The following is a 24,916-nucleotide window of genomic DNA, read 5'->3' on the forward strand; positions in this document are numbered from 1 at the left end:
TTACGATGGAGGACAAGCCGCCGGCAGATTAGGAGATCACGTGTTTACTTGGAACGTCGCAGAGGGAATCCACCGCATCGAACATGCCTACGTCAACACTTACCTGGTGGAGGATGACGGCGGGTTGGCCATCATCGACGCCGGCCTGCCCGGCATGTGGCCGGAGCTGTCCCGCGCCGTCCGCGATCTGGGTTACGGCCCCGGGTCCGTAACCGCGCTGGTGCTGACCCACGCGCATTTCGACCATGTGGGCTCCGCCGCCCGGATACGGCGGGAGTTCCGGACACCCATCCTGGTGCACGACGACGACCGCTACATTGCCGCCCATCCCTACCGGTACGAGCATGAGAACAACCGGTTCCTCTATCCCGTCCGCTACCCTGCTTCGATTCCCTACCTGGGTGCGATGACGCTGGCCGGAGCGCTGAACGTCCGGGGCGTCACCGATGTGCACAGCCTCAGCGAAGGCACGGGCGCCGGCCTGCCAGGAACACCGCGCATCATTCACACGCCCGGGCACACGGCCGGACACGTGGCCCTGCACTATCCGGACCGGGACGTGCTGATCTGCGGGGATTCACTGGTCACGCTCAACCCGTATACCGGGACCAAGGGACCGCAGATCGTTTCCGGAGCGGCCACTGCCAACAGCCCGGAGGCGCTGGAGTCCCTGGAACTGCTGGCCGCGACCGGAGCCGGCACGCTGCTGACCGGCCACGGAGAGCCCTGGACCGGCGGGGCCGGAGCCGCCGTCGAGCAGGCGCTGGCGCGCGGGGCGTCCTAAGGTTCGCGCTCGACTTCCTGTTTCAGCACTGCCAGCAGCCGGGGATCGCCGATGGGCCGAAAGTGCCCCATCGTTTCCAGCTGGATATTCCGCGCCCCGGGCACGGAACTGCCGCCGGGGATGTGGGGGTCAAAGCGGCTGTACACCGAGGTGATGCGCGCGTTGACGTCGCTGCTGCCCTGGAGCTTGAGCAGCAGCTTGTCGCGCGGCGAAAAGGCCCGGATGGACGGAACCAAGAAAAAGCTCGCGTAGACGGAGCCCGAAAAGGGTGTGTTGACGGCGACCATGTGGTCCACCCGCCGGCCGCCTTCCGGCAGCAGCATCAGCTGCTTTCCGATGAGCCCGCCTTTGCTGTGGGCCACAACAATGACATCGCCAAGGTCCTCGTCCACGAGATACTGCTGGACCAGTTCCGCCATGCGGTCGATCCGGCCCCGGTTGAAGCCCAGCGGCGCCACGGTGTGAACCGGATGTCCCCAGGAAGACAGTGCCTCCGCCAGCGGGCGCAGGAACTGCCAGTTCTCGTACACCCCGGGAATCAGGACCACCGGGCGTCCCGCCGCACCGGCCTCCGGTACCAGGTACTCGGACGGATCCTTGCGGAACAGGAACCCGTTCACCTGCCAAAACCCCACATAGGCGTAGTCGGCTGCCCAGGCCCTGGCCAGCGTCGCCCAGCGGCGCATCCGCTGCGGCATCACTGCCCGTGTGCCGCGCTTCGCAACAACGCTGCGGTCTGCGCCGGCTCGGTGTACATGCACACATGCGGCTGCCCGGGCAGCTCCACGGCAACCGCACCGGGGCGCGCGGCGGCCAGTTCGCGCAGCCAGCGGGCGGGAACAATGGGGTCCTTGGCGCCGCGGACGAGGGTCACCGGAGCCTGGACCCTGCCGATGCGCTCCTCGAGCCGGTGCCGCACCATCTTCGGCATGGTGCGCAGATACCAGCGGGGACCGGCCCGCAGGTAGTCGGTGAGCAGAATCCAGTTGATCACCGGAGGTTCCCGCAGGCAGTCCTGGGCCAACCGCAGGCCCTGCAGCACGGCATGGCGTTCCCCGCTGTTGGTCGTGGGCCCCATCAGCACCACGGAGGTCACCAGGTCCGGCGCGCACAGCGCCATTTCCGTCACCACCTGGCAGCCCATGGAATGGCCAACCCACTGAGCGGGACCGATCCCGGCGGCCCGCAGGGCATCGCAGCTGATCTTGGCAAAGCCGGCCATATCCAGGCCGTGGTGCGGTGTGGATGCGGAGCCGAAACCCGGCATTTCCAGCGTATGTACCGTGGAATCCTTCGCCAGTTCGTCCACCAGCCGGGAAAAATAGCGCCCGGAGGCTCCCAGCCCGTGCACCAGCACAATGTGGCCGGCCCCGGACCCGTAGGTGCGGATGTCGACGTCGTACTCTCCCACCCGCACGCGCTTATGGGTTGGCTGTGCCTTGGTGCCTGTCAAAGGATTCCCCTGTTATTGAACGTCGGTCCGAACTCCTGAGACCACACTAGTGGGCAGGCTCGAGTCTTATTATGAATTATTCATAATAAGTGGTTAGCTAGTGGGCATGACATCGACAGCAGCCACCGCAGAGACCACCGCACGGTGGTCCGAAGCGCTGCGCACCCACGGTCGTCGGGTCACTAAGCAGCGGCTGGCGGTCCTCACCGCCGTCGAACATCACCCTCATGCTGTGGCCGACGACGTCGCCGCCGCGGTACGCGGGGAGCTTCCGGACATCAGCCTGCAGTCGGTCTATGTGGTCCTGGCGGACCTGACCGAGACCGGGCTGCTGCGGAAGATCGAGCCGCCGCACTCCCCCGCCCGGTACGAGACCCGTGTGGATGACAACCATCACCACGCGATCTGCACCGGCTGCGGGCGGATCGAGGACGTGGACTGCGCGGTGGGGCACGCGCCTTGCCTGACGCCGGAGAACACCCACGGAATGACCATCCAAATTGCGGATGTGCTCTACCGGGGGCTCTGCGCAGACTGCGCTGACCAAGCTTCCTGACGTCATCTGAACACCCTTAAGAAAGAGAGAGCATGTCCAATTTCACCACCACCCAGACCGGCACCCCGGTTGGCAGCGATGCCAACTCGCTGAGCGCCGGCCCCAACGGAGCCATCGCGCTGCACGACCGTTACCTGGTCGAGAAGCTGGCCCAGTTCAACCGCGAGCGCATCCCGGAGCGCATCGTGCACGCCAAGGGTGGCGGCGCATTCGGTGAGTTCGTTGTCACCGAAGATGTTTCCAAGTACACGCGTGCGGCTGTCTTCCAGCCGGGCACCGTGACGGAAACCGTCCAGCGCTTCTCCTCGGTGGCCGGCGAGCAGGGCTCCCCCGACACCTGGCGCGACGTCCGCGGCTTCGCGATGCGTTTCTACACCTCCGAGGGTAACTACGACATCGTGGGCAACAACACCCCGGTGTTCTTCATCCGCGACGGCATCAAGTTCCCCGACTTCATCCACTCGCAGAAGCGCCTGCCGGGTTCCGGCCTGCGTGACGCTGACATGCAGTGGGATTTCTGGACCAACTCCCCCGAGTCCGCACACCAGGTCACGTACCTGATGGGTGACCGCGGCATCCCGACGTCGTGGCGCGAAATGCCCGGCTTCGGCTCGCACACCTACCAGTGGATCAACGCCGCCGGTGAGCGCTTCTGGGTGAAGTACCACTTCACGTCCAACCAGGGCAACCACGAGATCAACGGTGCCGAGGCAGAGAAGATTGCCGGCGCCGACGCCGACTTCTACCGCCGCGACCTGTACGAGGCCATCGCCGAAGGCAACTTCCCGTCCTGGGACCTGCACGTCCAGGTCATGCCGTACGAAGATGCCAAGACGTACCGGTTCAACCCGTTCGACCTGACCAAGGTCTGGCCGCACGCGGACTACCCGCTGATCAAAGTGGGTACCCACACCCTGAACCGCAACCCGGAGAACTTCTTCGCGCAGATCGAGCAGGTTGCTCTGTCCCCCGCGAACCTGGTTCCCGGCATCGACGCCAGCCCGGACAAGATGCTGATGGCCCGCATCTTCTCCTACCCGGATGCACAGCGTTACCGCATCGGCGCCAACTACAACCAGCTGCCGGTGAACGCGCCGAAGGCTCCGGTCAACAACTACTCGCAGGACGGCGCCCTGCGCTTCTCTTACAACTCCCCGGAGACCCCGGTCTACGCGCCCAACACCCTGGGCGGCCCCGTAGCCGATGCCGCACGTGCCGGCGAGGGCTCCTGGGAGAGCGACGGCTCGCTGGTCCGCGCCGCCGCCACCCTGCACTCCGAGGACAGCGACTTCGGCCAGGCCGGCACGCTGTACCGCGAGGTGTTCGACGACGCCGCCAAGGAGCGTTTCCTGGAAACGATCACCGGTGCCGTCTCCGGCGTTCAGCGCCCGCACATCCGCGAAGCTGCGATCCAGTACTGGACCAACGTTGACGCGACCCTGGGCGAGAAGCTGCGCCTGAACCTCGCCTCCGGTGAAACCACGCCGATCGAGAAGGCTGAGTTCGTGGGCGTTGCCGAGTAACTTCGGTCAGTCCTGAACCTCCCGGTCTAACCGCCGGAACACAAGAACGGCCGGTCCCTTCGGGGGACCGGCCGCTTTTGTCTTTGCGACGGGACGGGCAGGATGGGTTCTGCTGCGTTGGGTTTTGCTGCGTTGGATTTTGCTCCGGTTCGGGGCAATCCCTCCGGTTTGGGAAATCCCTGCCACTGCGCAGTGGCAGGAATTTCCCAAAACGTAGGATCCTTCCCAAAACGGAGGAAAACGACGGCGGCGCCGTGCGCGGGGTGGCGGAAACGACGGCGGCCCCCGCTCTCAGCGCCCGCGTTGGGCTACCGGTTGGGCCAGTACCAGATGATGAGCATGGTCACGAGGAAGCCGGTAAGGAAGTTCAGTTTCAGGAACCGCTTCCAACCGGCGTTCGCCCGCTCCGAATCCGCATCGGAGATTCCCAGGAAGGGCAGCAGGTTGAGGATGTACGGCAGCGCCAGCAGTCCGCCGAGGGTGGCCGGCCAAGGGGTCAGCAACATCAGCAGTCCTCCCGCGAGGTAGGCTGCGGCGGCAATCCGGACCACGGCTTTGGCGCCGAGGACCGTAGCGATGGAGCTGATGCCTCCTTCGCGGTCCGGCACCACATCCTGCACGGCGCCGAACGCCTGGCTGGCCATGCCCCACAGGAAGAATGCGCCCAGCACCGCCCACAGCCCCGGCGTGAACACGGCTCCCGCCAGCACCAGCCCGTAGACCGCGGGTGAGACGAAGTGGGTGCTGGATGTGATGGAGTCCAGGAAGGGGCGCTCCTTGAACCGCAGCCCGGGAGCGCTGTATGCAACCACGGCAAACACGCTGACGGCCAACACCAGCCAGGACAGCGGGTTGCCCAGCAGGATCAGAGCAATCAGGAACGGAACGTTGGTGGCGACGGCGGCCCACAGGGTGATCCGGTGGAAGCCGCGGTCCAGGACTGCGCCCTCCACGCCGCCCTTGCGGGGGTTGTGCAGGTCCGATTCATAGTCGAAAACGTCATTGATGCCGTACATCGCCAGGTTGTACGGAATCAGGAAGTACAGCGTTCCCAGCACCCAGGCCAGGTCGATGCCGCCCGTGGTGATGAGGTAGGCGGCGGCAAACGGATACGCGGTGTTCACCCAGGACAGCGGCCTGGACGAGACCAGCAGCATTCGCAGCGTCGATCCCGCCGTGCGGGTGGTTGTGCTCACTGCTTCTCCCGGTGATTGATGGGGGCGTCGGGGATCTTGCCGGTTTTGCTCCGTTTTCCGAGCAGCATCCACAGCGCCGGCAGCAGCAGCACGGCCGCCACTGTGTAGGCGAAGTCTTCCAGCGGAGCGCTGCCGATGAAGGCGCCGGAGATGCGTTCCGGGTTGTACCAGAACAGTCCCGCGGCGATCATCACGTTGTCGAAAACGGCCGTAAGAATCAGCAGAACGACGGCGGTGACGCCCAGCGCGGCCAGCATGCCTCGACGGCCGCCCGCCGCCGTCGTGCTCCGCCGCGCCAGGGCGAGGCCCAGCACTGCGGCGGCCGGAACCAGGAACACTGCGTTCAATGCCCAGTACGTCACCGCTTCGCCTCCTGACGATGGCTGCGCTGCTCTCCGGCGCGGTTCAGCACCAGGGAAACCAGGCCGTACAGAACCATGGTCAGGTAACAGAGGAAGCCAAGGAAAAAGACTTCCTCCACAGGCAGGTGAGGTGCCAGGACGATGCCGAGCATGATGGGCGTTTCACCGCGGTAAAAGATGTCCAGGCCAATGCCGCCCAGGTCCCAGAGCAGGAAAAATGCCAGCCCGATTCCCGTCACCCACGCGGCGCGCCGGGCGTCGGCGAAGAAGAAGAGCCGAAACCGGTGGTCCAGGAGCACCATGCAGCCGATCGAGGCCAGCAGCAGGAACAGATAGAGGAATCCCATTAGGCGCTGCCTCCCGGAGTCCTGTGCCCGCGCCCGGATGCTGCCGGCACCGGCAGTTCCTCCGTGCTGGTGTCCCCGCGCAGACGCTTGAGCACCAGTTCAGCACTGATCAGGCACATCGGCAGTCCGATGCCCGGCAGGGTGGAGCCGCCGGCGTAGAGCAGCCCGTCGACCTTGCGGCTGGCGTTGGAGCCGCGGAAGAATGCACTCTGCTTGAGCACGTGGGCCGGGCCGAGCAGCGTTCCGCGCCAGGAGTTCAGGTCCTGCACAAAGTCCTGCGGACCCACGGTTTTCCGGACCGTGATGCGCTCGGCGAGGTCCGGGATGTCCGCCCACTGGGAGATCTGGGCGATAACGGCGTCGGCCATCCGCTCGATCCGTTCATCGCCCTCGCCGTCCATGCCGCCCGCGCCGAGGGAAGGATCGGAGGGCACCGGAACCAGGACGAAGAGGTTCTCGCAGCCGTCCGGGGCGGCATCGGGGTCGGTTGCGCTGGGGCGGCAGACATAGAGCGACGCCGGATCCGGCACCGAGGTTTCCTTGCCGAAGATTTTCCCGAAGTTCTCTTCCCAGTCTTCGGTGAAGAGCAGCGTGTGGTGTGCCAGGGACGGCAGCTCCCCGCGGACGCCCAGGTGAAGCAGCAGGCCGCCGGGGCCGGGAATGCGGTGTTTCCAGTAACTCTCCGGATAGGTCTGCAGGTTCCGGGGCAGCAGCGCGGTTTCGGTGTGGTGCAGGTCCGCGGCGGAAACCACCAGGTCAGCGTCCAGGACCAGTGCCTGTCCGGAAACGTTGGTGTATTCGACACCGGTCGCCCGCACGCCGGGGCTGCGCCGGAAACGGCTCAGCCGCCCGCCCGGCCCAGGATCCGTGGTGCGGATCCGCGTTACGGTGGCGTCCGTGCGGATCGTGACGCCCTCAGCCGCGGCAAGGTCGGCAATGACGCTGATCAGCCGGGTGAAACCGCCCATCGGATAGAGCACCCCGTCCGCCAGGTCCAGCCGGCTCATCAGATGGTACATGCTGGGCGTGGTAAACGGGGACGAGCCCAGGAACACCGCCGGATAGCCCAGGATCTGGCGGATCCGCGGGTCGGTAAACTTGCCTGCCACGAAGGAACTCAACGGCTGCAGCAGCAGCTGGGCGAGCCGCGGGCCGCGTTTGAGCACGTCGGCGCGCAGCAGCGGCAGGAAGGACGCGAAGGTGGAATACAGGAAACGCTTCTTCGCCATGTCATAGACATCGACGGCGGAATCCAGGTACTTCTCCAGCTTGTCTCCGGCGCCGGATTCGAGGGATTCGAACAGCTTCACGTTTTCGGCGCGCGTGGCGGCGATGTCAACGGGTTCAGCGGATCCTTCGAAGAAGACCCGGTAGCCGGGGTCCAGCTGGACCAGGTCCAGCTGCTCGTCGGCGGTGGTGCCCATGAGGCGGAAGAAATGGTCGAAGACCTCGGGCATCAGGTACCAGGAGGGGCCGGTGTCGAAGCTGAAGCCCGCGCTTTGCCATGTCCCGGTGCGTCCCCCCGGAACGGACTGCTGCTCCAGGACGGTGACACGGAGGCCTTCTTTGGCCAGCAGGGCCGCTGTGGCCAGGCCCGTAATGCCGCCGCCGATCACCACGGCGGTGCGGGGAGGTGCGGACGCGGTCCTGCGGGTCATGGCTGCCTTCCGGCCTTGGTGCCGCGCAGCGCCGGGCGGCGGAGGCGGTGGGTGTAGAGCGTTTGTGCTGCAATGCGCAGCTTCACCGGGTTGGGCACCCGGACGCGGCTGCTGCGAAGCTCCTGGGCGGGTGTGGCACGCAGCCGGCGTGCCAGTTCGCTGAACAGTTCCTGGGCCAGCGCCACGGCGGGTCGCGCGGCAGGCGGGAGTTCGGCGATGGACGCTCCGGAGACCAAGAGGTCTGCATCGATGTCATCCAGCAGGCGGTGCTTGTCCGCTTCGGAAAAGGACCCAACGCTTACGCCCGGAAAATAGCTGCGGCCCAGCGTGTCGAAGTCGTCCGCCAGATCCCGCAGGAAGTTGACCTTCTGGAAGGCGGCGCCGAGCCGCTGGGCGCCTTCGCGCAGCCGCTTGCCCCGGTCCTCGCTGACTTCGGTTCCCTGCAGGAAACACAACAGGCACATCAGGCCGATAACCTCGGCCGAGCCGTACACGTAGTCGTTGAAGGACTCGGCGGTGTGCTCGGTGCGAAGCAGGTCAGCACGCATCGACCGGAAGAACGGGGTGGTCAGTTCCTCGGTGATCCCGGTGGTCCGGGCGGTCAGGGCGAAGGAGTGCACCACCAGGTTCACGCTGTAGCCGGTGGCCATGGCCTGCCGGGTTTCCGATTCCAGGGCATCCAGGATGCGGCCGACGTCCCCGGGAGAAAGGTCCGCTTCCGCGGCTACGCCGTCCACGATCTCATCCGCCAGCCGCACCAGCGCGTAGATGGCCTCGATTTGCAGCCGGGTCCGAGGCTGGAGCAGCCGCGATGCCAGTCCAAAGGACGTGGAGTAGGAACGGATCACCACGGACGCCGTTTCCACTGCCACCCTGTTGTAAAGCGCCAAGCCTGTTTCCCGGATCATCTCCTAGCGGCCCCGGTTCACGGCGCCGGCCACAATGCGTTCCAGCACCTGACGCAGCGGCGCTGGAATGGAGGGACAGTCCAAGTGGGACCGGGCGCGGTCCGCGTATTCCTCTGCCAGGGCACGGGCGTAGTCACGGGCGCCGGAACTGATGAGCAGTTCACGGGCACGGTCCGCCTCTTCGGCAGTAAGGTCAGGGCAGCCAATGAGGTGGGACAGCTCATCCCAGGACTCCCCCTGGGCCGCATGCGCGATCAGAACTGTGCGTTTTCCTTCCCGGAGGTCGCTCAGGTTCGATTTCCCGGTGGCGCTCTCCTTGCCGAAAACGCCCAGCAGGTCATCGACAAGCTGATAGGCGATTCCGGTGTCCCGGCCAAAGTCGCCCAGGGTGGCGACGGCGTCGTCGTCCGCTCCGGCCAGCACGGCACCGGCCTGCAGAGGTGCTTCAAAGGAGTAGACGGCCGTCTTCAGCCGCTCCATGTCCAGGATCTCGGGGATTTGCGGTGCGCCCGGGGAAAAGGAAAAGTCGACGTCGATCAGCTCGCCTGCGGCGGAGGCAAACACGGCGTCATCCAGGATCGCCGCCAGTCGAAGGCGGGTCTGCGGATCGGTGTCCACGGTGTCCAGCATCCGGAACGCCCCGATCAGCGCCAGGTCTCCTGCGATAATTCCGGCTGACATCCCACGGTGGCGGGCTGCTTCGGCTGTCTGGCCGGCCGTCTGCGCCAGGGCACGATAGGTCCCTGATACGTTGTCCTGTCCGCGGCGCATAAAGTCCAGGTCGATGACGTCATCGTGGATGATCAGCGCGGTGTGCAGCAGTTCAAAGGCTGCGCCCACGCGGGCCGCTGCTTCCGTGTTGGTGCCACCGAGGTGCTGGTAGGCAGTCATCAGGATGCCGGGACGGACGCGTTTGCCCCCGACCGTGGATTTTTCCAGAGTGTCCCAGAGGCTAAGGTAGCTGGGACTGAGTTTGGCTGCGCGAAGCTTTGCCTGGGCGAAGAATTCACGCAGGACACCCTCCACCTGCTCATATCCGACAGCTGGGTCAAGCAGGGGTTCGGTCTCCATAGGTCCTAGTAAACACGGTGAGCATACGGAGGAGAAATGGCGCAACGCGGAGAACTGGTGGTTCTGGTAGATCCGGCGGGCACACCGGTTGGCACCCAGGAAAAATCCACGGTGCACACGACTGACACACCGCTGCATCTGGCCTTTTCCACTCACGTTTTCAACCGTGCGGGCCAGTTGCTGGTGACCCGGCGGGCTCTGAGCAAGCTGACCTGGCCGGGGGTTTGGACCAACTCGTTCTGCGGCCATCCCGGGCCCGGCGAATCCACTGAAAACGCCGTGCTGCGCCGCGCGGACCGGGAACTCGGACTGGCTCTGCCCCGGGAAGAGCTCACCCTCCGCCTGCCGGACTTCCGCTACCGTGCAGTGGACGCCTCCGGCATCGTGGAGCACGAAATCTGTCCCGTCTACACGGCGGTCACCGACGTGGACCCGGAGCCGGCACCGGACGAAGTCATGGATTGGCAGTGGGCTGACCCGATGACCCTGGCAGAGTCCGTGCGTCTGACACCGTGGGCGTTCAGCCCCTGGCTGGTCCTGCAGCTGCCCCTGCTCTATCCGCAGGTGTTTGCTGTCGGCGGTTCTTCCCTGCGCTCGTAATCCCCGGCAGCGAATCGGCGCGGCCAGCGCACCCACGGTGCCTCACCGGGCCAATGCGCCCACAGGGTATGGAAGGCGCGGCGGAAGCGACGGATGACGTTTGCGGCACCGATCAGTGCCCGCGGAGCCATGCCCACCACAAGCGTCCGATCGAAACGGCACGTGGAACGCTGCCCCAGATGAAGGCTCAGGCACACGTCGTCGTGCATTTCCGGGTCATGCCGGTGCACCTCGGAGCGGACCTTTTCCCAGGCCGAACGGCGCAGGGCGAGGTTTGAGCCAAAGAGCGGCAGGTGCGCCAGCGCCGACGCCATGGCCAGGTAGTAGGCCCCCAGATAGAGCACGCTGAGCGCCGCGCTGACCGGCCGGGGAAACCCGTAAAAGGCTCCCGGGCCGGACAGAGCTCCCAGGTCCGGATCTGCAGCGAAGGATTCTGCTATTCGCTGAACCCAATCCGCGGGCAGGAGGCAGTCAGCGTCGCACCGCGCAATGATTTCAGCCGCTGCGGCATCATAGCCTGCAGCAGCGGCGGCGGGGATTCCCGGTTCCGCTTCAAAGACCACGCGGGCTCCGTGCCGACGGGCAACGGCGGCACTGGAATCGGTGCTGTTGTTGTCCACCACCACAATTTCAAGCGGAGGCACCGACTGCGCAGCGAGGGAGAACAGGCAGGCGTCAAGCGCGGCTGCATCATTCAGGCAGGGAATCACCACACTGACTGAGGGCAGGGCGGCAGTCATGGAGGGAAGTCTACCGGCGGCATGATCCGTCCGGGACACGGCGGGCGTCCCGGACGCTGCTCGTCTGCCGCATGCAGGCACGCTGCGCTAGCGTGAAGTCATGATCGATGCACTCCTCCGCCGCCCTTCCGGTTCCGGAGAGTTCTTCGCCGACGCCGTGCGGCTTGCCTGCCTTTTCAGCCTTGCGGCAGCTCTGCTCTGGTTCGGACCGGTGGATGCGGCCCTTTTCCTGCTGGTGCTGGGGGGAACCTTGGTGTCCCGTTCCCTGGAAATCCCCCGGCTCTTCGACGGACTGTACGGCCTGACCCTGCTGGCAGCTGCCTGGAGCAGCGTGCTGGACCTGTACGCCCGGGTGAGCTGGTGGGACATTCCGGTGCACTTCGCCGCGACCGCTGTCATAGCGTCCATGACCTACTTCCTGCTCGCCCGTTTGGGCGTGGTTCCGGTTCCCGGCCGTCGTTCCACCCCCGCCGCAGCCCGCGTGGCAGTGCCGGTGCTGGTGTTGTCCCTGGGCTTGGCCGTGAGCGTGCTGTGGGAGCTGGCGGAATGGTGGGGCAACTCCTTTGTGGATGCCTCCATCAACGTGGGTTATCAGGACACCATGGGGGACCTGGCCGCCGGCGGGTTGGGCGCCCTGCTCGCCGGCGTCGTGATGGATCGGATGATCCGGCGGGATCCGGAGCCCGCAGTTCCCGCATCAGGTGCCGGTGCGCCGCTTCAGCGCCGCCTCAACCGCTGAGACGAGCGCGTACAGCACGATCGAAGCGAGAGTGACGACGACGACGCCGGCCCAGACATGGTCATACCGGGCCCGGGATACGGCTGAGACTATTCCGTAGCCTATGCCCTGACCGGTTGCCAGCCATTCCGCCAGCAGCGCTCCCGTCAGCGCCCCGGGAATCGACACCCGCAGGGCGGTGAAGAACGCCGGCGCAGCAGAGGGCAGGGCAACCTTCCGGAAGACGTCCAGCCGGCTCCCCCCGTAGACACGGACAACCTCCAGCATGGCCGGCGAGGCTGACCGGAGCCCAAACACCATCGTGACCAGGGCAGGAAAGAGCACCACAATGCCGCCCATGGCAGCCACCGCTGCCTCCTGCCGGCCAAAGATCAGGATGATCATGGGTGCCAGCGCCACCAGCGGCACCGATCTGAGCAGCATGGCCAGAGGCATCAGGGCCTGTTCCACTCCGCGGAAGACAGTGAAAAGGCAGGCGCAGACAGCGGCGGCGAGCATCCCCGCGGTGAAACCCATTCCGGCGTCGAGCAGGGTCCGGCCCAGTTGCCCCATGACCAGGGCGCGGTTCTCCGCTGACTCCGGATCCCGGAACAAGTAGCTGTAAACGTCCCAGGGACCCTTGCCGATGTAGGCAGAAACATCGAAGAAGCGCAGTAGCCCAACCCACAGGGCTCCGACGACGGCCAGGGAGAGGGCAAGGCCGAACAGCATCTTTCCGGTGGACCGGAGAACCCCGACCATCAGAGTCCTCCGGTCCGGACGCCGGCAGCCCACGGTGCAGCGAACCGGGAGAGGAGTCCCAGCAGGACGTATGCTCCCCCGGCCAGGGCGGCACAGGCAAAAGCCACGCCCCAGACCCGGGCGACTTCCAGTGTCTGCTGGGCATTGACCATGGCCGGCCCCAGCCCGCGGTCCACTCCCCCGACATACTCGCCCAGGATGGCGCCAAGCAACGCGGCCGGTGCAGCGATCTTCAAGGCCGCCAGGACCGCGGGAAGCGCCGCAATGATACGGACTTTCACGAGCTGGTGGATCCTGCGGCCGCCGAACACTGCAACGATGTCCAGGCAGGACCGGTCAGCGGCCTTTAACCCCGCGAGGGCGCTGACCATGGTGGTGAAGAAGACCGAGAGGGCGGCCAGCGCGACGGCGGTGCCTGAGGGATCACCGGAGCGCGGAGGTCCTAAGACAATGAAAATCAGCGGGCCGATGGCCACAACCGGCAGGCAGTAGCTGATGACGGCCAGCTGTGTTGCCAGGCGTTCCAGCGGCGGGACCAGCAGCACCAGGAAGGCCAGCAGCAGTGCCAGGGCGTTGCCCCAGGCGTAGCCGGCCCCTGCCTCGGCCAGTGTCACGGAGGCGTTCCGCCAGTAGAAGCCCCACCCGTCAGCTCCCATTTGGGCCAACACCTGCCAGGGAGTGGGGATGGCGCCGGTGCCGCCCCCGGCCGGGGCTCCGACGCCGCGCAGGAACGTGGCGGCGCCGATCCACCACAGCGCCAGTGCGGCACCCGCCCCGAGCAGCCCCACGCCCCAATGCGGAAGGTGAATGCGCTTCATGGGGTCTCACCGGACGCCGGACCGCTGAAAAGCAGTTCAGAAGCATGGTCATGCAGGGCATGGAATTCAGGGGTGCGCATCATGTCGGGGGTGCGCGGCCGCGGCAGGTCCACGCTGATGACCTCCTTGATCCGTCCCGGCCGGGGGCTCATGACTGCAACCGTGTCGGAGAGGAAGATGGCTTCGGAGATGCCGTGGGTGACCATCAGGGTAGTGGCGGGCTTCTCGGTCCAGATCCGCAGCAGCTCAAGGTTTAGCCGCTGCCGGGTCATGTCGTCCAGGGCGCCGAAAGGTTCATCGAGCAACAGGACCGACGGCTTCAGGATCAGGGCCCGTGCAATCGACACCCGCTGGCGCATTCCGCCGGAAAGCTGTGCCGGACGCGCCTTTTCAAACCCTTCCAGCCCCACAAGACTGATCAGCTCACGGATGTACGCGTCATCAGCCGGAAGCCCTGAGACTTCCAGCGGGAGCCGGATGTTGGAGTAGACGCTGCGCCACGGCAGCAGGGCGGAATCCTGGAAGGCGATGCCCAGCTCGTGCCCGCGGCGAAGATCCTGCGGGGACTTTCCATCCACCAGCACCTCACCGGTGGTGGGGGTTTCCAACCCGGCCAGGATTCGGAGCACAGTGGATTTTCCGCAGCCCGACGGTCCCAGCAGGGAGAGGAAGGATCCGCGTTCGGTGCTGAGGTTGGCAGCTTCCAAGGCTGTGACCTGTTGCCGGCCGGCGGTAAAGGTCTTGCCCAGGCCTGCCAGCCGGATGCCTGTTCCCGGTCCGGCCCCGGGAGGTTTCGTCTGCACCGTCGTGCCGGCGGAACCTTCGGCAGCGACGGAGTCCTGGCGCATCTACTTCAGCTCCGGATTCTCTTCGTAGACCTCCGCCAGGAGACTCATGTCGAAGACATCCTCTGCGGCGAGGTCATAACCGGCCAGCTTCAGGATCGAGAGGTTCTCTTCGATCAGGGAGTCAGAGATGGTGAAGAGGCCATTGGCTTCGGTCTCCTCGGTAACCACCAGCTTGGTGTTCTGCTCTTCCGCCTGCATCTTTTCCTTGGCCATGTCCAGGTTCAGGTCCGCGCCGTAGACCTCGACAGCCAGGCGGGCCGATTCCTCAGCGTCGCCGACTGCGTCCTTCCATCCGCGCAGGGTGGCACGCAGGAAGCTCTTGAGCTCCTCACGCCGGGTCGCGATGCTCTCGTCCGTGGTAACAAAGCTCTCCGCGACAAAAGGCAGTCCGTTGTCTGCGAAAGGCAGCACTGCAGTTGCGTGGCCGGCCAGTTCCAGGGTCAGCACCTCATTGGTCAGGTAGCCGAAGAAACCGTCTACGTCGCCGTTGACGAGGGGCTGGGGATCGTACTGGACCGGCACTTTCTCGACCGCTCCGGCATCGATGCCGTTGATTTCCAGCAGGGCGTCAAAGAGGGTCTCATTAACCCCCGCCTGCACACCGATCCGCTGGCCTTCCAGGTCTTCGGGGGCGGTGATCGGGTTGCCGTCGAGAGAGATGATTACAAACGGATTCTTCTGGTAGGTGGTGCCGATGATTTTCAGCGGCGCGTCCTCCTCCACGATGACCGGGGCCACGCCCATGGGGCTTGACGTACCCACCAGCGCCCCGCCGGAAAGAAGCATGGTTTCCGTGGACGTTCCCCCGGGTCCGCCGGCGATCAGGTTCAGCTCGCTGAAGCCCTCCTCGGTGTAGTAGCCGTTTGCGTCGGCGAAATACTCCCCGGCGAACTCCGCATTCTTGATCCAGGAAAGATTCACGTCCAGGGTGCCGTACTCAGCGTCACCGGTGCCCGCTTCGGCCTCGGAACCCGCGCAGGCGGTGACCAGGAGCAGGCTGGATGCGGTCATCGCGGCGGCGAGGAACCGGGCTGTGGTGCGTCGTCGTGTCCGCGGGGAGATGAGGCTCATTGGTATCAGGCTTTCCGTAGGCGAATAAGTCCTGAGCCTAGGAACGGATTGTTACTTCCGGCGCCCCTGGGCGTTACATCGCGGTAAACGCACGGACCCTCCCCTGCCCGGCATAACAAAGTCCGGCCGGCGCCCTGAGGCACCGGCCGGACTTTATCCTGCTGCGCGGTTACTTGCTGATGTATTTGGAGTGCGCTTCGTGCGCCCGGGCAACCTCGGCCCGGATGTCCTCGATGTCCTTGACCTTGTCACGGTACTTGCGGTCCATCTGGGAGATCTGCTGTTCCTCCTCGCAGAGGGCGGTGTAGATCCGCTCCCGTTCGCCTTCATCCGAGGTGTAGGACAGGTCCAGGTAGGCGTTCGCGTGGCGGCGGGCGTTGTTGACGGCCGTTTGCGCCTTGCCTGCCGGGCTGACCAGCGAGGCGACGATTGTGACCGCCAGGACCCCGATGATCACACCCAGGGACAGGCCGGTGCCGATCTCGACAACCTGCACGTGCTCACCGTTGTTGATGAACCACAGCGTGTTTTCATGCAGCGCGTGCAGCACAAGCTTCACGCCAATGAAGGCGAGGATGGCGGCCAGGCCGTAGGAGAGGTAGATCAGGCGGTCCAGCAGTCCGTCGATCAGGAAGTAGAGCTGGCGCAGGCCCATGAGCGAGAATGCCGTGGCGGTGAAGACAATGAAGGTGCTCTGGGTCAGGCCGAAGATTGCCGGGATGGAGTCCAGGGCGAAGAGGATGTCGGTTCCGCCGATGGCCACCATGACCAGCAGCATGGGGGTGAGGACCTTCTTGCCGTTTTCCACCGTGAGCAGCTTGTCGCCGTCGTAATGGTCGGTGGTGGGCAGCACCCGCTTGGCAATGCGGATGATGAAGTTGTTTGCCTCGTCCTTCTCACTGTTCTCGGGCTTGAGCAGGTTGCCCGCCGTGATCAGGAGGATCAGGCCGAAGAGGTAGAAGATCCAGGAGAAGGAGTTGATGAGCGCGGCGCCCAGGAAAATGAACCCGGTGCGGGCAATCAGGGCAAAGACGATGCCGAAGAGCAGGACTTTCTGCTGGTCCTCCCTGGGCACCCGGAAGCTGGCCATGATGATCAGGAAGACAAACAGGTTGTCCACTGAGAGGGCCTTCTCAGTGATGTAGCCGGCGAAGTACTCGCTGCCGGCGGTGGCTCCGCCGAAGACCAGGACAAGGACGCCGAAAACGAGCGCCAGGCCTACGTAGATCGAAGACCAAACAGCGGCTTCTTTCAGCGTGGGGATATGCGCCTTGCGGATGTGGAAGAAGTAGTCGAAGGCCAGCAGGCCAAGAATGACGGCAATCGTCACTCCCCAGATCAGGGGGGAAACAGTCATGGAAGTCCGCTTTCGTAGGGTCGTCAAAGAACCATAGGTCTCTCCGGCGCCCCTGTGAATGGGTGCCCGCTGCATCCGGCTGGGGCGTCGGTGCCCAACGTGTTGACGGATAACGGCGAGGTGGATACTCCCCTACGAAGGGTTCAGTCTAACGGGTCCGGACCGGTTGCTGCCACCTGGCCTTTGGACGTGTCGCCAAGAAGGGGCAGGTCCGCCGCAGTGTCGAGGTCCTGCCCGTCAGCCAAATCCGAGCAGTCCACAACGTCGACCAGTGACGCGTTGGCACGCAGGAACTCTCTGGCCCCGGCGTCACCTTTGGCCTGCGCCGCAGCGGCGGCGGCCAGATCCCGGGTAAAAATCAGGGGGTGTCCGCGGCGAACGGCCGTAGAACCTGCCTGCCGGTAACCGGCGGCGGTGATGCGGCCGGGCTGATGGCGCCTGATAAGCCGGGAGACGACGGCTGCGCTCAGTCCGGGCTGGTCGACCAGGGCCACCAGCAGTGCTGCCGCGTCGGGCTCGGCGGCTAACGCCGACTCTGCTCCGCGGCGGAAGGACAATCCCATCCCGGTGTTCCAGTCCGGATTGATGACGGCGCGGCAGCCTCCCAGTTCAGCTCTGGCCATCACCTCGTCTGCTTGGGCTCCCAGGACGACGGCGAGGGAAGAGCAGCCGCCGTTTCGCAGCTGCGTGAGGATGTGTTCAATCAGCGGCCGCCCTTGGAACGGCAGCAGCGCCTTGGTGCCCAGGCCCAGGCGGAGGCCTGCCCCTGCGGCCAGCACAAGGCCGGCTGTCGGGGCGGGCAAGGGCTCAGCCCTCGCAGTCGTAGCAGTACTTCATGCCGTTCTTCTCCAAGGCCACCTGGGAGCGGTGGCGGACAAGGAAGCAGGAAGCGCAGGTGAATTCATCGTCCTGGGCCGGGACTACGCGGACGAGCAGTTCCTCGCCGGAAAGGTCTGCGCCCGGGAGTTCAAAGTTTTCCGCGGCTTCGGTTTCATCGACGTCCACGGCGGTGGCGGACGGAGTCACACTGCGCTGGGCCTGCAGTTCTTCAAGCGAGGCGGTGGATGCTCCGTCGTCCTCGGTCTTGCGCGGTGCGTCGTAATCTGTCGCCATTTGTGTTGGCTCACACTCCTATTTCAGCTCATGCTTCGGATCCGGCCTCGATCGTAACGGATGGATGGCGGGAGCTCTGCCTCAGAAGGCAATAATCGGGACATATTCGCCGCAGGCCGAACACCGGTGCCGAATCCGGACAGCACAAAGGGGCGTCCCGTTGGCGGAACGCCCCTTCGGATTCTGCTGCTTTGTGCTGCTACGGCTTCTTGGGTTCGGGCTGCACTTCAGCCGGGCTCATCGAGTGATTCCCGCCCGTGGTGAAGGATCCGTTGGAGGCGGAACCCGTTCCGCTCGCTTCAGCGGGCTTCGGGGCGGATGCGCCGGTTGAACCGGATCCGGAGGAGGTGCCGGTCCCGGCGGACGAACCTGCCGAGGAGGCGGGCTTTCCCGAATCGGTTGAATGCGAGACCTTGTCCTTGGCCGTGGAAGCAACCTCGGAGACCTTTTCCTGCAGTCCGGGAGCCTTCTCCTTGGCCCACTCCGTGCCGTGGGAAACAGTTTCCTGAACCTTCGGGTCCTTCCACAGTTCCATCAGCTTTTCGCGGCCGGCCTTGGAACCGAGCAGGTAGCCAACGCCTGCGCCGGCGAGAAATACAAACTTCTTTACCATGATGCTCCTCATTCCTGCCCCCGGTGAGGGGCATAGCGAATACTGTCAGGGTGTTCATAAGCACACTACCGCCGGAAGCGGAAGAATAAACAGCAACCTTACTATGTCCGGGCCGGTTCTGTTTGCCGGTGGTGCGCCTAGCCGCCCATCAGGCGGGAACGGATGAGGAACCGCTTGCCCTCCGGAGCTTCGACAGAGAAGCCGCTCCCCCGGCCCGGGACCACATCGACCGTGAGGTGTGTGTGTTTCCAGTAGTCGAACTGCTCCAGGGACATCCAGAAGTCCAGCGGCTCCCCCGGTGCCAGTTCAAAGGTTCCCAGCAGCACATCCGCTTCTGAGGTGATGAAGTCTCCCGCCGGATAGCACATGGGTGATGAACCGTCGCAGCAGCCCCCTGACTGGTGGAACATCAGCGGTCCGTGTTGTTCGCGCAGCTGGAGCAGGAGCTCCTGCGCCGCAGGTGTCAACGCCACCCGGGAAAAGCTCTCTCCGGGCAGCGTGACGCCGGCTTCCAGCACCCCTGCCGGTGAAACGGCGGCTGGGGTCCGGTCTGTCTCCTGATTCGAAACCATCAGTACTGAACAACCACCCGTCCGTCGACCTTGCCCTGCTCCAGCTCTTCCATGACGGCGTTAATCTCATCGAGGTTCCGGGTGCTCACCTTCGGATGGATGAGGCCCCGGTCGTAGAAGTCGATGGCCTCGGCGAGGTCCTGCCGGGTGCCCACGATCGAGCCGCGGATGGTCAGTCCCTTGAGCACGATGTCGAAGATGGGTGCCGGAAAATCTCCGGGCGGCAGGCCGTTGAAAACAATGGTGCCGCCGCGCCGGGCCATGCCGATTGCCTGGCCGAATGCCGAGGGATGGACCGCCGTGACCAGCACGGCATGGGCACCGCCAATCTTGGTCTGGATTGCCTCGACGGGATCCTCGTTGCGTGCATTGACCACCACTTCGGCGCCGAATGAGGTGGCGAGCTCCAGCTTGTCGTCAGCGATGTCCACAGCGGCAACCCGCAGTCCCATGGCTTTGGCATACTGAACCGCGATATGGCCCAGCCCGCCAACGCCGGAGATCACCACCCATTGCCCGGGCCGTGCTTCGCTGACCTTCAGCCCCTTGTAGACGGTCACTCCGGCGCACAGGATCGGCGCAATCTCCACCGGGTCCGCACCCTTGGGGATGCGGGCGGCAAATTTGGCGTCAACCAGCATGTACTGACCGAAGGATCCGTCGACTGTGTAGCCGCCGTTCTGCTGCTGCTCGCACAGCGTTTCCCACCCGGTGCGGCAGAATTCACAAACACCGCAGGCAGACCACAGCCAGGCGTTGCCCACCATGTCTCCAACGGCGACGTCCGTTACGCCGTCTCCAACAGCAACAACTTCACCGACGCCTTCGTGGCCGGGAATGAAGGGCGGAGTAGGTTTCACCGGCCAGTCGCCCTGGGCGGCGTGAAGGTCAGTGTGGCAGACGCCGGTAGTAACCAGTTTTACCAGCACCTGGCCCGGTCCGGGGTCCGGGACCGCCACTTCTTCCACAGACAGTTCTTGTCCGAGCTCGTTGACTACGGCTGCTTGCATATTTGCCACTGGGTCCTCATTCCTTGATCCGCACGGGGGTGGTGTCCAGCGTAGGTTCAGGCGGCCGGGCTTAGAAGAAGCCCTGCTTGTTTTCCGCGTAGCTGACCAGCAGGTTCTTGGTCTGCTGGTAGTGGTCCAGCATCATGGCGTGGTTCTCGCGCCCGATGCCGGAGGACTTGTACCCGCCAAACGCTGCGTGTGCGGGATAGGCGTGGTAGTTGTTCACCCACACCCGGCCTGCCTGGATGTCCCGGCCTGCACGGTACGCGGTGTTGCCGTTGCGGGACCACACGCCGGCACCGAGGCCGTAGAGAGTGTCATTGGCAATGGCGAGCGCCTCGCCGTAGTCGGAGAACCGGGTCACTGACACCACCGGACCGAAAATCTCCTCCTGGAAGATGCGCATGTTGTTGGTGCCCTCAAACACCGTGGGCTGAACGTAGAAGCCGCCGGCGAGATCGCCGTCGAGCATCAGCCGCTCACCGCCGGTGAGCACCTTTGCGCCTTCCTGATGGGCAATGTCCATGTAGGAGAGGATTTTCTCCAACTGGTCATTGGACGCCTGGGCGCCGACCATGGTGTTGGTGTCCAGCGGGTTGCCCTGGATCATCTGCGCGGTGCGGGCCAGCGCATCGGACATGAAGGAGTCATAGATGGATTCCTGGACCAGTGCACGGGACGGGCAGGTGCACACTTCACCCTGGTTCAGGGCAAACATGTTGAACCCTTCCAGCGCCTTGTCGTAGAACGCGTCATCCTCCTGGGCGACGTCGGCGAAGAAAATGTTGGGGCTCTTGCCGCCCAGCTCGAGGGTGACCGGGATGAGGTTCTGGCTGGCGTACTGCATAATCAGCCGGCCGGTGGTGGTTTCACCGGTGAAGGCGATCTTGCGGATCCGTTTGGAGGATGCCAACGGCTTGCCGGCCTCCACGCCGAAGCCGTTGACCACGTTGAGCACGCCGGCGGGCAGGATGTCCGCGAGCAGCTCCATGAGCACCATGATCGAGGCCGGGGTCTGCTCGGCCGGCTTCAGGACAATGGCGTTGCCTGCGGCAAGCGCCGGAGCCAGCTTCCAGACGGCCATAAGGATGGGGAAGTTCCACGGGATGATCTGCCCCACGACGCCCAGCGGCTCGTGGAAATGGTAGGCCGTGGTGTTGTCGTCAATCTGCGAGAGCGTGCCCTCCTGCGCGCGGACCGCGCCGGCAAAGTAGCGGAAGTGGTCAACGGCCAGCGGCATGTCGGCTGCGAGCGTCTCACGGACGGGCTTGCCGTTGTCCCAGGTCTCGGCCACGGCCAGCAGCTCAAGGTTCTCTTCGATGCGGTCGGCAATGCGGTTCAGGATCTGTGCCCGTTCCGCGACGGACGTCTTGCCCCACGACGGGGCAGCCTTGTGCGCTGCGTCCAGGGCCAGCTCAATGTCCTCGGCGGTGCCGCGCGCAACTTCGCAGAACACCTTCCCGGTGATCGGTGAAACGTTCTCGAAGTATCCGCCCTTGATCGGCGGTACCCATTCTCCGCCGATCCAGTTTTCGTAACGGGGCTTGAAAGAGAGTTTGGATCCCTCGGTGCCGGGCTGTGCATAAACAGTCATGGTTGCTCCCTGAAGTCGTGACGCCGGTGTCGTTTCCGTCGGTGGCATGAGCGTAGGCCCGGCTACGTTGCATCTACGTAGCAGCCGGTATGGTGCCCGGTCCGCAGCGGATTTATTGTTGCCGTGGGCAATTTTTCCGAACCTGCCCTCGAACGAACCTGACAAGGACGGCAGATGGCTACAGAACCCAGCACCGGCGGCGGCTCCCGGAGCACCACCCGTTACGTCCGTTACCGGTGGTGGGGCCTGTTGGCGATCAGCCTCGGCGTCGCCATGATCATCATGGACGCCACCATCGTCTCCGTGGCCGTGCCCTCGATTGTGGGTGACCTGGGCATCTCCAGCACCCAGATCCAGTGGGTTCAGGAAATCTACACCCTGCTGTTCGCCGCGCTGCTCCTCACCTGGGGCCGGATTGCGGACCGGGTGGGACGACGGCGGGTGATGCTGATCGGCGTCGTCCTGTTTGTTGCGGCGAGCGTGCTGTGCGCCCTGGCCGAGTCCGGCGGTGTGCTTATCTTGGGGCGCGCCATTCAGGGACTGGGCGGATCCATGATCCTGCCCACCACGCTGGCCCTGCTCAACGCCAACTTCCAGGGACGCGAACGCGGCATCGCTTTCGCTGTCTGGGGATCAACGATCGGCGGCATGGCGGCCATCGGCCCGCTGCTGGGCGGCTGGCTCACCGAGAATGCCAGCTGGCGCTGGGCCTTTGGCATCAACATCCCCGTTGGCGTGCTGATTGTGGGCGGGCTGCTGCTGTTTGTCGCGGAGTCGTCCGAACCCGTGGTCGGCGCGGCACAGCGCTTGGACCTGGGCGGAGCCGCCCTGTCCATCATCGGCTTCGGGGCACTGGTGTTCGGCCTGATCGAAGGCCGCACCTACGGCTGGTGGAATGCGTCCGAGGACGCTGCGTTTCAGGTGGGGAACCTCTCTCCTGTTCCGCTGGCCTTCCTGCTCGCAGTGGTGGCCCTGACGTGTTTTGTTCTGCTGCAGCGCTCGCGGACGGCCGCCGGGAAGGGCGTGATCCTGGACCTGTCCCTGTTCCGGATCCCTTCCTTCGCCAACGGCAACGTGACGGCCCTCATCGTCAGCTTCGGTGAATTCGGCCTGATCCTTTCCCTGCCGCTGTGGTTCCAGAACGTGCTGGGCTTCACCGCCTTCCAGGCAGGCCTGGCCCTGCTCCCGCTGGCCGTGGGATCCTTCCTCGCCAGCGGAGGCGTTGCGGGCCTGGCCCGGAGGTTCAGCCCCATCCTGGTGGTCCGGATGGGCCTGGCCCTGGAAATCCTGAGCATCGCCGCCCTGGCCCTGCTGATCCGGCCGGACAGCACCGCCTGGCTGACCTCCCCGATCCTGCTGGTCTACGGCATTGGCGTGGGACTGGCCACCGCCCAACTCACCTCAGTGGTCCTCGCCGAAGTTCCCATAGCCAAGAGCGGCCAGGGATCGGCCACCCAGAGCACCGCACGGCAGACCGGATCCGCGCTGGGCATCGCGGTCCTGGGAACGGCGTTCTTCACCACTCTGCGCACCGGTACCGAGGACCGGGTGGCTGATATGGTCGCCGGCAATCCCCAGTTGGGCGCAGTGGTGGATTCCGTCAATGCCACCTCCGGCGGCAGCATTGCGGCCCTGGCTGCAGATCCGCAGACCGCATTTGTCGCGGACGCGGCCCGCGAAGCCATGACCGACGGGGCATCCCTTGCTGGCTGGATCGCCGCTGCCGCACTGCTGATCGGCTTCCTGACCAGCCTCCGCATCAAACCGGTCATCGGCCCGCAGGCCGGTGAGCCCGCCGGCGTGCGCGCTCCGGAAGAGGGCCCCGCCGCTTCTTCTCCGTAGCCGGCCCGCGACCGGGATCAGGCCAGTTCACGCTCAATGCGCTGGAGCCCGGCCACAATGGAGGCCCGCCGGGGAGAGCAGGCGGGAAGCAGCTCCAGCGCGCGGGACCAGGCTTCGACGTCGTCCCGTCCCTCCGGCAGAGCCAGGTACTCCAGCAGGGATTCCGGTCCCGCGTCCGAGAGCATGGCCTCCCGCAGGACCATGCTCACTTCGCTGCGGAGCGCGGTGATGGCCGGAGCATCAGAGCGCGGCAGGACCGGTCCCCGGTAGAGGCCCAAGGCCAGCCGATAAGCACCGTTTTCCAGGTATGCGAGCACCTGCCGGGCATCAATCACCACCTCATGCGGAAGCCGGTAGGGACGTGACTGCGGTACCAGCGGCGGTTCGGGGAAACCCTGGCTGTGCTTTCCCAGCAGGTTCCGCAGCCGCAGCATTTCGGCGCGCACGGTGCTGACGGAGGTGCACTCGGGGTAGACCATGACCGAGAGTTCATCGGCGGTCAGTCCTGCGGGGTGCAGCGCCAGGAGCGTGAGCAGCTCAGCATGCCTGGTGCTGAGCGTGGCGGGACGCCCGCCCACATTGACCACGGCCGGGTCGCGGCCCAGGATCTGCAGGCTGTCCTGCCGAAGCAGGCTCCGCTGTGCCGGCCGCTGTGCGGAACCCGGCAGGCGGGGCCGGCGGCGCCTGTTCCGCCCCGTTTCCTGGAGCCGCTCCACCTTGAGCTGGGATTCCGCTGCGGCCACAGTGGCTTCCACCAGCGCCAGGGTGTGGGCGGCCACTGCTTCGTCCCTGCCGGTGATGTCCACTACGCCCATGAGCGCTCCGGTGTCCGGGTCATGGACGGGCACGGCGGTGCAGCTCCAGGAATGGACCTGCCGGCTGAAGTGCTCCGCTCCGGAAATTTGAACGCTTCGGTCTGAGGCCAATGCGGTGCCGGGAGCGCTGGTTCCGATGGAACGCTCGGACCAGTCAGTGCCCGGGATGAACAGCATGCCCTCGGCCAGCCGGCGTGCGTCGTCGTCACCCTCCACCCACAGCAGCCGGCCCAGTTCATCTCCCACTGCCACGAGGAGCCCGGTGTCACTGCCCGGACGGACCAGCAGCCGCCGGATAACGGGCATGATGGCTGCGAGGGGATGCGAGCTGCGGTACTCCCCCAGCTCGGAACCGGCAAACACCAGCTGCGGAACGGCTGCGTCCGGGTCAGTGTGGTGGCGCAGGGAACGCTGCCAGGATTCACGCACCGGCGCCCGGAGCCAGCGCGTCAGACCGTCCGCGGACCCCAGGTTTTCATGGGCGCGGAAAGCATCCCGCTGCAGGGCGTCCGCGGTGCGCGGAGGTGGAACATCATAGTCCTGATTGTGCACTGCCCCGACCTATCCACACTGATAAGGAGACTG

The 24,916-nt window shown here is 65.2% G+C and carries 27 protein-coding genes; 6 read left to right on the forward strand and 21 right to left on the reverse strand.

Going from position 1 to position 24,916, the window contains the following annotated elements; all coding sequences use genetic code 11:
- Positions 1–40 precede the first annotated feature (40 nt).
- Positions 41–784, forward strand: a complete 744-nt coding sequence (locus tag MUG94_RS14180; protein WP_227906727.1) for an MBL fold metallo-hydrolase — start codon at positions 41–43, stop codon at positions 782–784.
- On the opposite strand, the gene MUG94_RS14185 is transcribed toward MUG94_RS14180, so the two are convergent.
- Both MUG94_RS14185 and MUG94_RS14190 read right to left on the reverse strand, forming a co-directional pair.
- Complete coding sequence (locus tag MUG94_RS14185; protein ID WP_227906729.1) at positions 781–1,482, reverse strand: esterase/lipase family protein; 702 nt, start codon at positions 1,480–1,482, stop codon at positions 781–783. The genes MUG94_RS14180 and MUG94_RS14185 overlap by 4 nt on opposite strands.
- Positions 1,482–2,237, reverse strand: a complete 756-nt coding sequence (locus tag MUG94_RS14190; RefSeq protein ID WP_227906730.1) for an alpha/beta fold hydrolase — start codon at positions 2,235–2,237, stop codon at positions 1,482–1,484. Before MUG94_RS14190 ends, MUG94_RS14185 begins: the two co-directional genes overlap by 1 nt.
- Before the next feature lie 106 nt (positions 2,238–2,343).
- Between MUG94_RS14190 and MUG94_RS14195 the strand changes: the two genes are divergently transcribed.
- Both MUG94_RS14195 and MUG94_RS14200 read left to right on the forward strand, forming a co-directional pair.
- Complete coding sequence (locus MUG94_RS14195) at positions 2,344–2,793, forward strand: Fur family transcriptional regulator (RefSeq protein ID WP_227890364.1); 450 nt, start codon at positions 2,344–2,346, stop codon at positions 2,791–2,793.
- A 32-nt stretch (positions 2,794–2,825) separates the two neighbouring features.
- Positions 2,826–4,316, forward strand: coding sequence for a catalase (locus tag MUG94_RS14200; RefSeq protein ID WP_227906732.1), 1,491 nt, complete (start codon positions 2,826–2,828; stop codon positions 4,314–4,316).
- Positions 4,317–4,624: 308 nt separating this feature from the next.
- Here the strand turns inward: MUG94_RS14200 and MUG94_RS14205 are convergent, their stop codons facing one another.
- From MUG94_RS14205 to MUG94_RS14230, 6 genes are read right to left on the reverse strand one after another with little or no spacing between them, the layout of a single operon-like run.
- A complete protein-coding gene (locus MUG94_RS14205; protein WP_227890365.1) occupies positions 4,625–5,512 on the reverse strand; it encodes a prenyltransferase in 888 nt (295 codons plus the stop codon).
- Entirely contained in the window at positions 5,509–5,874 is a 366-nt protein-coding gene (locus MUG94_RS14210; RefSeq protein WP_227906734.1) for a lycopene cyclase domain-containing protein, read from the reverse strand. The genes MUG94_RS14205 and MUG94_RS14210 overlap by 4 nt, the downstream gene beginning before the upstream one ends.
- The gene (locus MUG94_RS14215; RefSeq protein WP_227906736.1) at positions 5,871–6,221 is read right to left on the reverse strand and encodes a lycopene cyclase domain-containing protein; all 351 of its coding nucleotides are present in this window, start codon (positions 6,219–6,221) and stop codon (positions 5,871–5,873) included. The genes MUG94_RS14210 and MUG94_RS14215 overlap by 4 nt, the downstream gene beginning before the upstream one ends.
- Positions 6,221–7,879, reverse strand: coding sequence for a phytoene desaturase family protein (crtI, locus tag MUG94_RS14220; protein WP_227906739.1), 1,659 nt, complete (start codon positions 7,877–7,879; stop codon positions 6,221–6,223). The genes MUG94_RS14215 and crtI overlap by 1 nt, the downstream gene beginning before the upstream one ends.
- Positions 7,876–8,769 carry a phytoene/squalene synthase family protein gene (locus MUG94_RS14225; protein WP_227906741.1) on the reverse strand — a complete coding sequence of 298 codons (894 nt, stop codon included), beginning with the start codon at positions 8,767–8,769 and terminating at the stop codon, positions 7,876–7,878. The genes crtI and MUG94_RS14225 overlap by 4 nt, the downstream gene beginning before the upstream one ends.
- Before the next feature lie 21 nt (positions 8,770–8,790).
- Positions 8,791–9,858 carry a polyprenyl synthetase family protein gene (locus MUG94_RS14230; protein ID WP_227890370.1) on the reverse strand — a complete coding sequence of 356 codons (1,068 nt, stop codon included), beginning with the start codon at positions 9,856–9,858 and terminating at the stop codon, positions 8,791–8,793.
- A gap of 36 nt (positions 9,859–9,894) precedes the next feature.
- Between MUG94_RS14230 and idi the strand changes: the two genes are divergently transcribed.
- Entirely contained in the window at positions 9,895–10,458 is a 564-nt protein-coding gene (gene idi / locus MUG94_RS14235) for an isopentenyl-diphosphate Delta-isomerase (RefSeq protein ID WP_227890371.1), read from the forward strand.
- Here the strand turns inward: idi and MUG94_RS14240 are convergent.
- Positions 10,413–11,198 carry a glycosyltransferase family 2 protein gene (locus MUG94_RS14240; protein ID WP_227906743.1) on the reverse strand — a complete coding sequence of 262 codons (786 nt, stop codon included), beginning with the start codon at positions 11,196–11,198 and terminating at the stop codon, positions 10,413–10,415. The genes idi and MUG94_RS14240 overlap by 46 nt on opposite strands.
- A gap of 100 nt (positions 11,199–11,298) precedes the next feature.
- On the opposite strand from MUG94_RS14240, the gene MUG94_RS14245 reads away from it, so the two are divergent.
- A complete protein-coding gene (locus tag MUG94_RS14245; protein WP_227906745.1) occupies positions 11,299–11,937 on the forward strand; it encodes a DUF2238 domain-containing protein in 639 nt (212 codons plus the stop codon).
- Here the strand turns inward: MUG94_RS14245 and MUG94_RS14250 are convergent.
- The 11 genes from MUG94_RS14250 to exaC all read right to left on the reverse strand — a co-directional run bounded on the left by MUG94_RS14250 (position 11,896) and on the right by exaC (position 21,674).
- Entirely contained in the window at positions 11,896–12,678 is a 783-nt protein-coding gene (locus tag MUG94_RS14250) for an ABC transporter permease (protein WP_227906747.1), read from the reverse strand. The two genes, MUG94_RS14245 and MUG94_RS14250, sit on opposite strands and share 42 nt — an antisense overlap.
- The gene (locus MUG94_RS14255; protein ID WP_227890375.1) at positions 12,678–13,496 is read right to left on the reverse strand and encodes an ABC transporter permease; all 819 of its coding nucleotides are present in this window, start codon (positions 13,494–13,496) and stop codon (positions 12,678–12,680) included. Before MUG94_RS14255 ends, MUG94_RS14250 begins: the two co-directional genes overlap by 1 nt.
- Positions 13,493–14,344 (reverse strand): ABC transporter ATP-binding protein, encoded by an 852-nt coding sequence (locus MUG94_RS14260; protein WP_227906749.1) that lies wholly within the window; start codon positions 14,342–14,344, stop codon positions 13,493–13,495. Before MUG94_RS14260 ends, MUG94_RS14255 begins: the two co-directional genes overlap by 4 nt.
- Positions 14,345–15,415, reverse strand: a complete 1,071-nt coding sequence (locus tag MUG94_RS14265) for an ABC transporter substrate-binding protein (protein WP_227890377.1) — start codon at positions 15,413–15,415, stop codon at positions 14,345–14,347.
- Positions 15,416–15,584: 169 nt separating this feature from the next.
- Positions 15,585–16,772: a TerC family protein gene (locus MUG94_RS14270; protein WP_227890378.1), complete on the reverse strand. Its 1,188-nt coding sequence runs from the start codon at positions 16,770–16,772 to the stop codon at positions 15,585–15,587.
- A 143-nt stretch (positions 16,773–16,915) separates the two neighbouring features.
- Positions 16,916–17,575, reverse strand: coding sequence for a nucleotidyltransferase family protein (locus tag MUG94_RS14275; protein WP_227906755.1), 660 nt, complete (start codon positions 17,573–17,575; stop codon positions 16,916–16,918).
- Positions 17,576–17,579: 4 nt separating this feature from the next.
- Entirely contained in the window at positions 17,580–17,885 is a 306-nt protein-coding gene (locus tag MUG94_RS14280) for a DUF4193 domain-containing protein (RefSeq protein WP_227890380.1), read from the reverse strand.
- A 199-nt stretch (positions 17,886–18,084) separates the two neighbouring features.
- Positions 18,085–18,498: a YtxH domain-containing protein gene (locus MUG94_RS14285; protein ID WP_227906757.1), complete on the reverse strand. Its 414-nt coding sequence runs from the start codon at positions 18,496–18,498 to the stop codon at positions 18,085–18,087.
- Positions 18,499–18,635: 137 nt separating this feature from the next.
- Positions 18,636–19,070, reverse strand: a complete 435-nt coding sequence (locus MUG94_RS14290; RefSeq protein ID WP_227906758.1) for a DUF779 domain-containing protein — start codon at positions 19,068–19,070, stop codon at positions 18,636–18,638.
- Entirely contained in the window at positions 19,070–20,080 is a 1,011-nt protein-coding gene (adhP, locus tag MUG94_RS14295) for an alcohol dehydrogenase AdhP (protein ID WP_227890515.1), read from the reverse strand. The genes MUG94_RS14290 and adhP overlap by 1 nt, the downstream gene beginning before the upstream one ends.
- Positions 20,081–20,150: 70 nt before the next feature.
- Positions 20,151–21,674, reverse strand: coding sequence for an acetaldehyde dehydrogenase ExaC (exaC, locus tag MUG94_RS14300; RefSeq protein WP_227906759.1), 1,524 nt, complete (start codon positions 21,672–21,674; stop codon positions 20,151–20,153).
- Positions 21,675–21,848: 174 nt separating this feature from the next.
- Between exaC and MUG94_RS14305 the strand changes: the two genes are divergently transcribed.
- Entirely contained in the window at positions 21,849–23,516 is a 1,668-nt protein-coding gene (locus tag MUG94_RS14305; RefSeq protein ID WP_227906762.1) for a DHA2 family efflux MFS transporter permease subunit, read from the forward strand.
- 17 nt (positions 23,517–23,533) lie between these two features.
- Here the strand turns inward: MUG94_RS14305 and MUG94_RS14310 are convergent, their stop codons facing one another.
- Positions 23,534–24,883 carry a GAF domain-containing protein gene (locus MUG94_RS14310; RefSeq protein WP_227906764.1) on the reverse strand — a complete coding sequence of 450 codons (1,350 nt, stop codon included), beginning with the start codon at positions 24,881–24,883 and terminating at the stop codon, positions 23,534–23,536.
- Positions 24,884–24,916: the final 33 nt, after the last annotated feature.

This window comes from Arthrobacter gengyunqii (assembly GCF_023022985.1).
GTDB classification, from domain to species: Bacteria; Actinomycetota; Actinomycetes; order Actinomycetales; family Micrococcaceae; genus Arthrobacter_B; species Arthrobacter_B gengyunqii.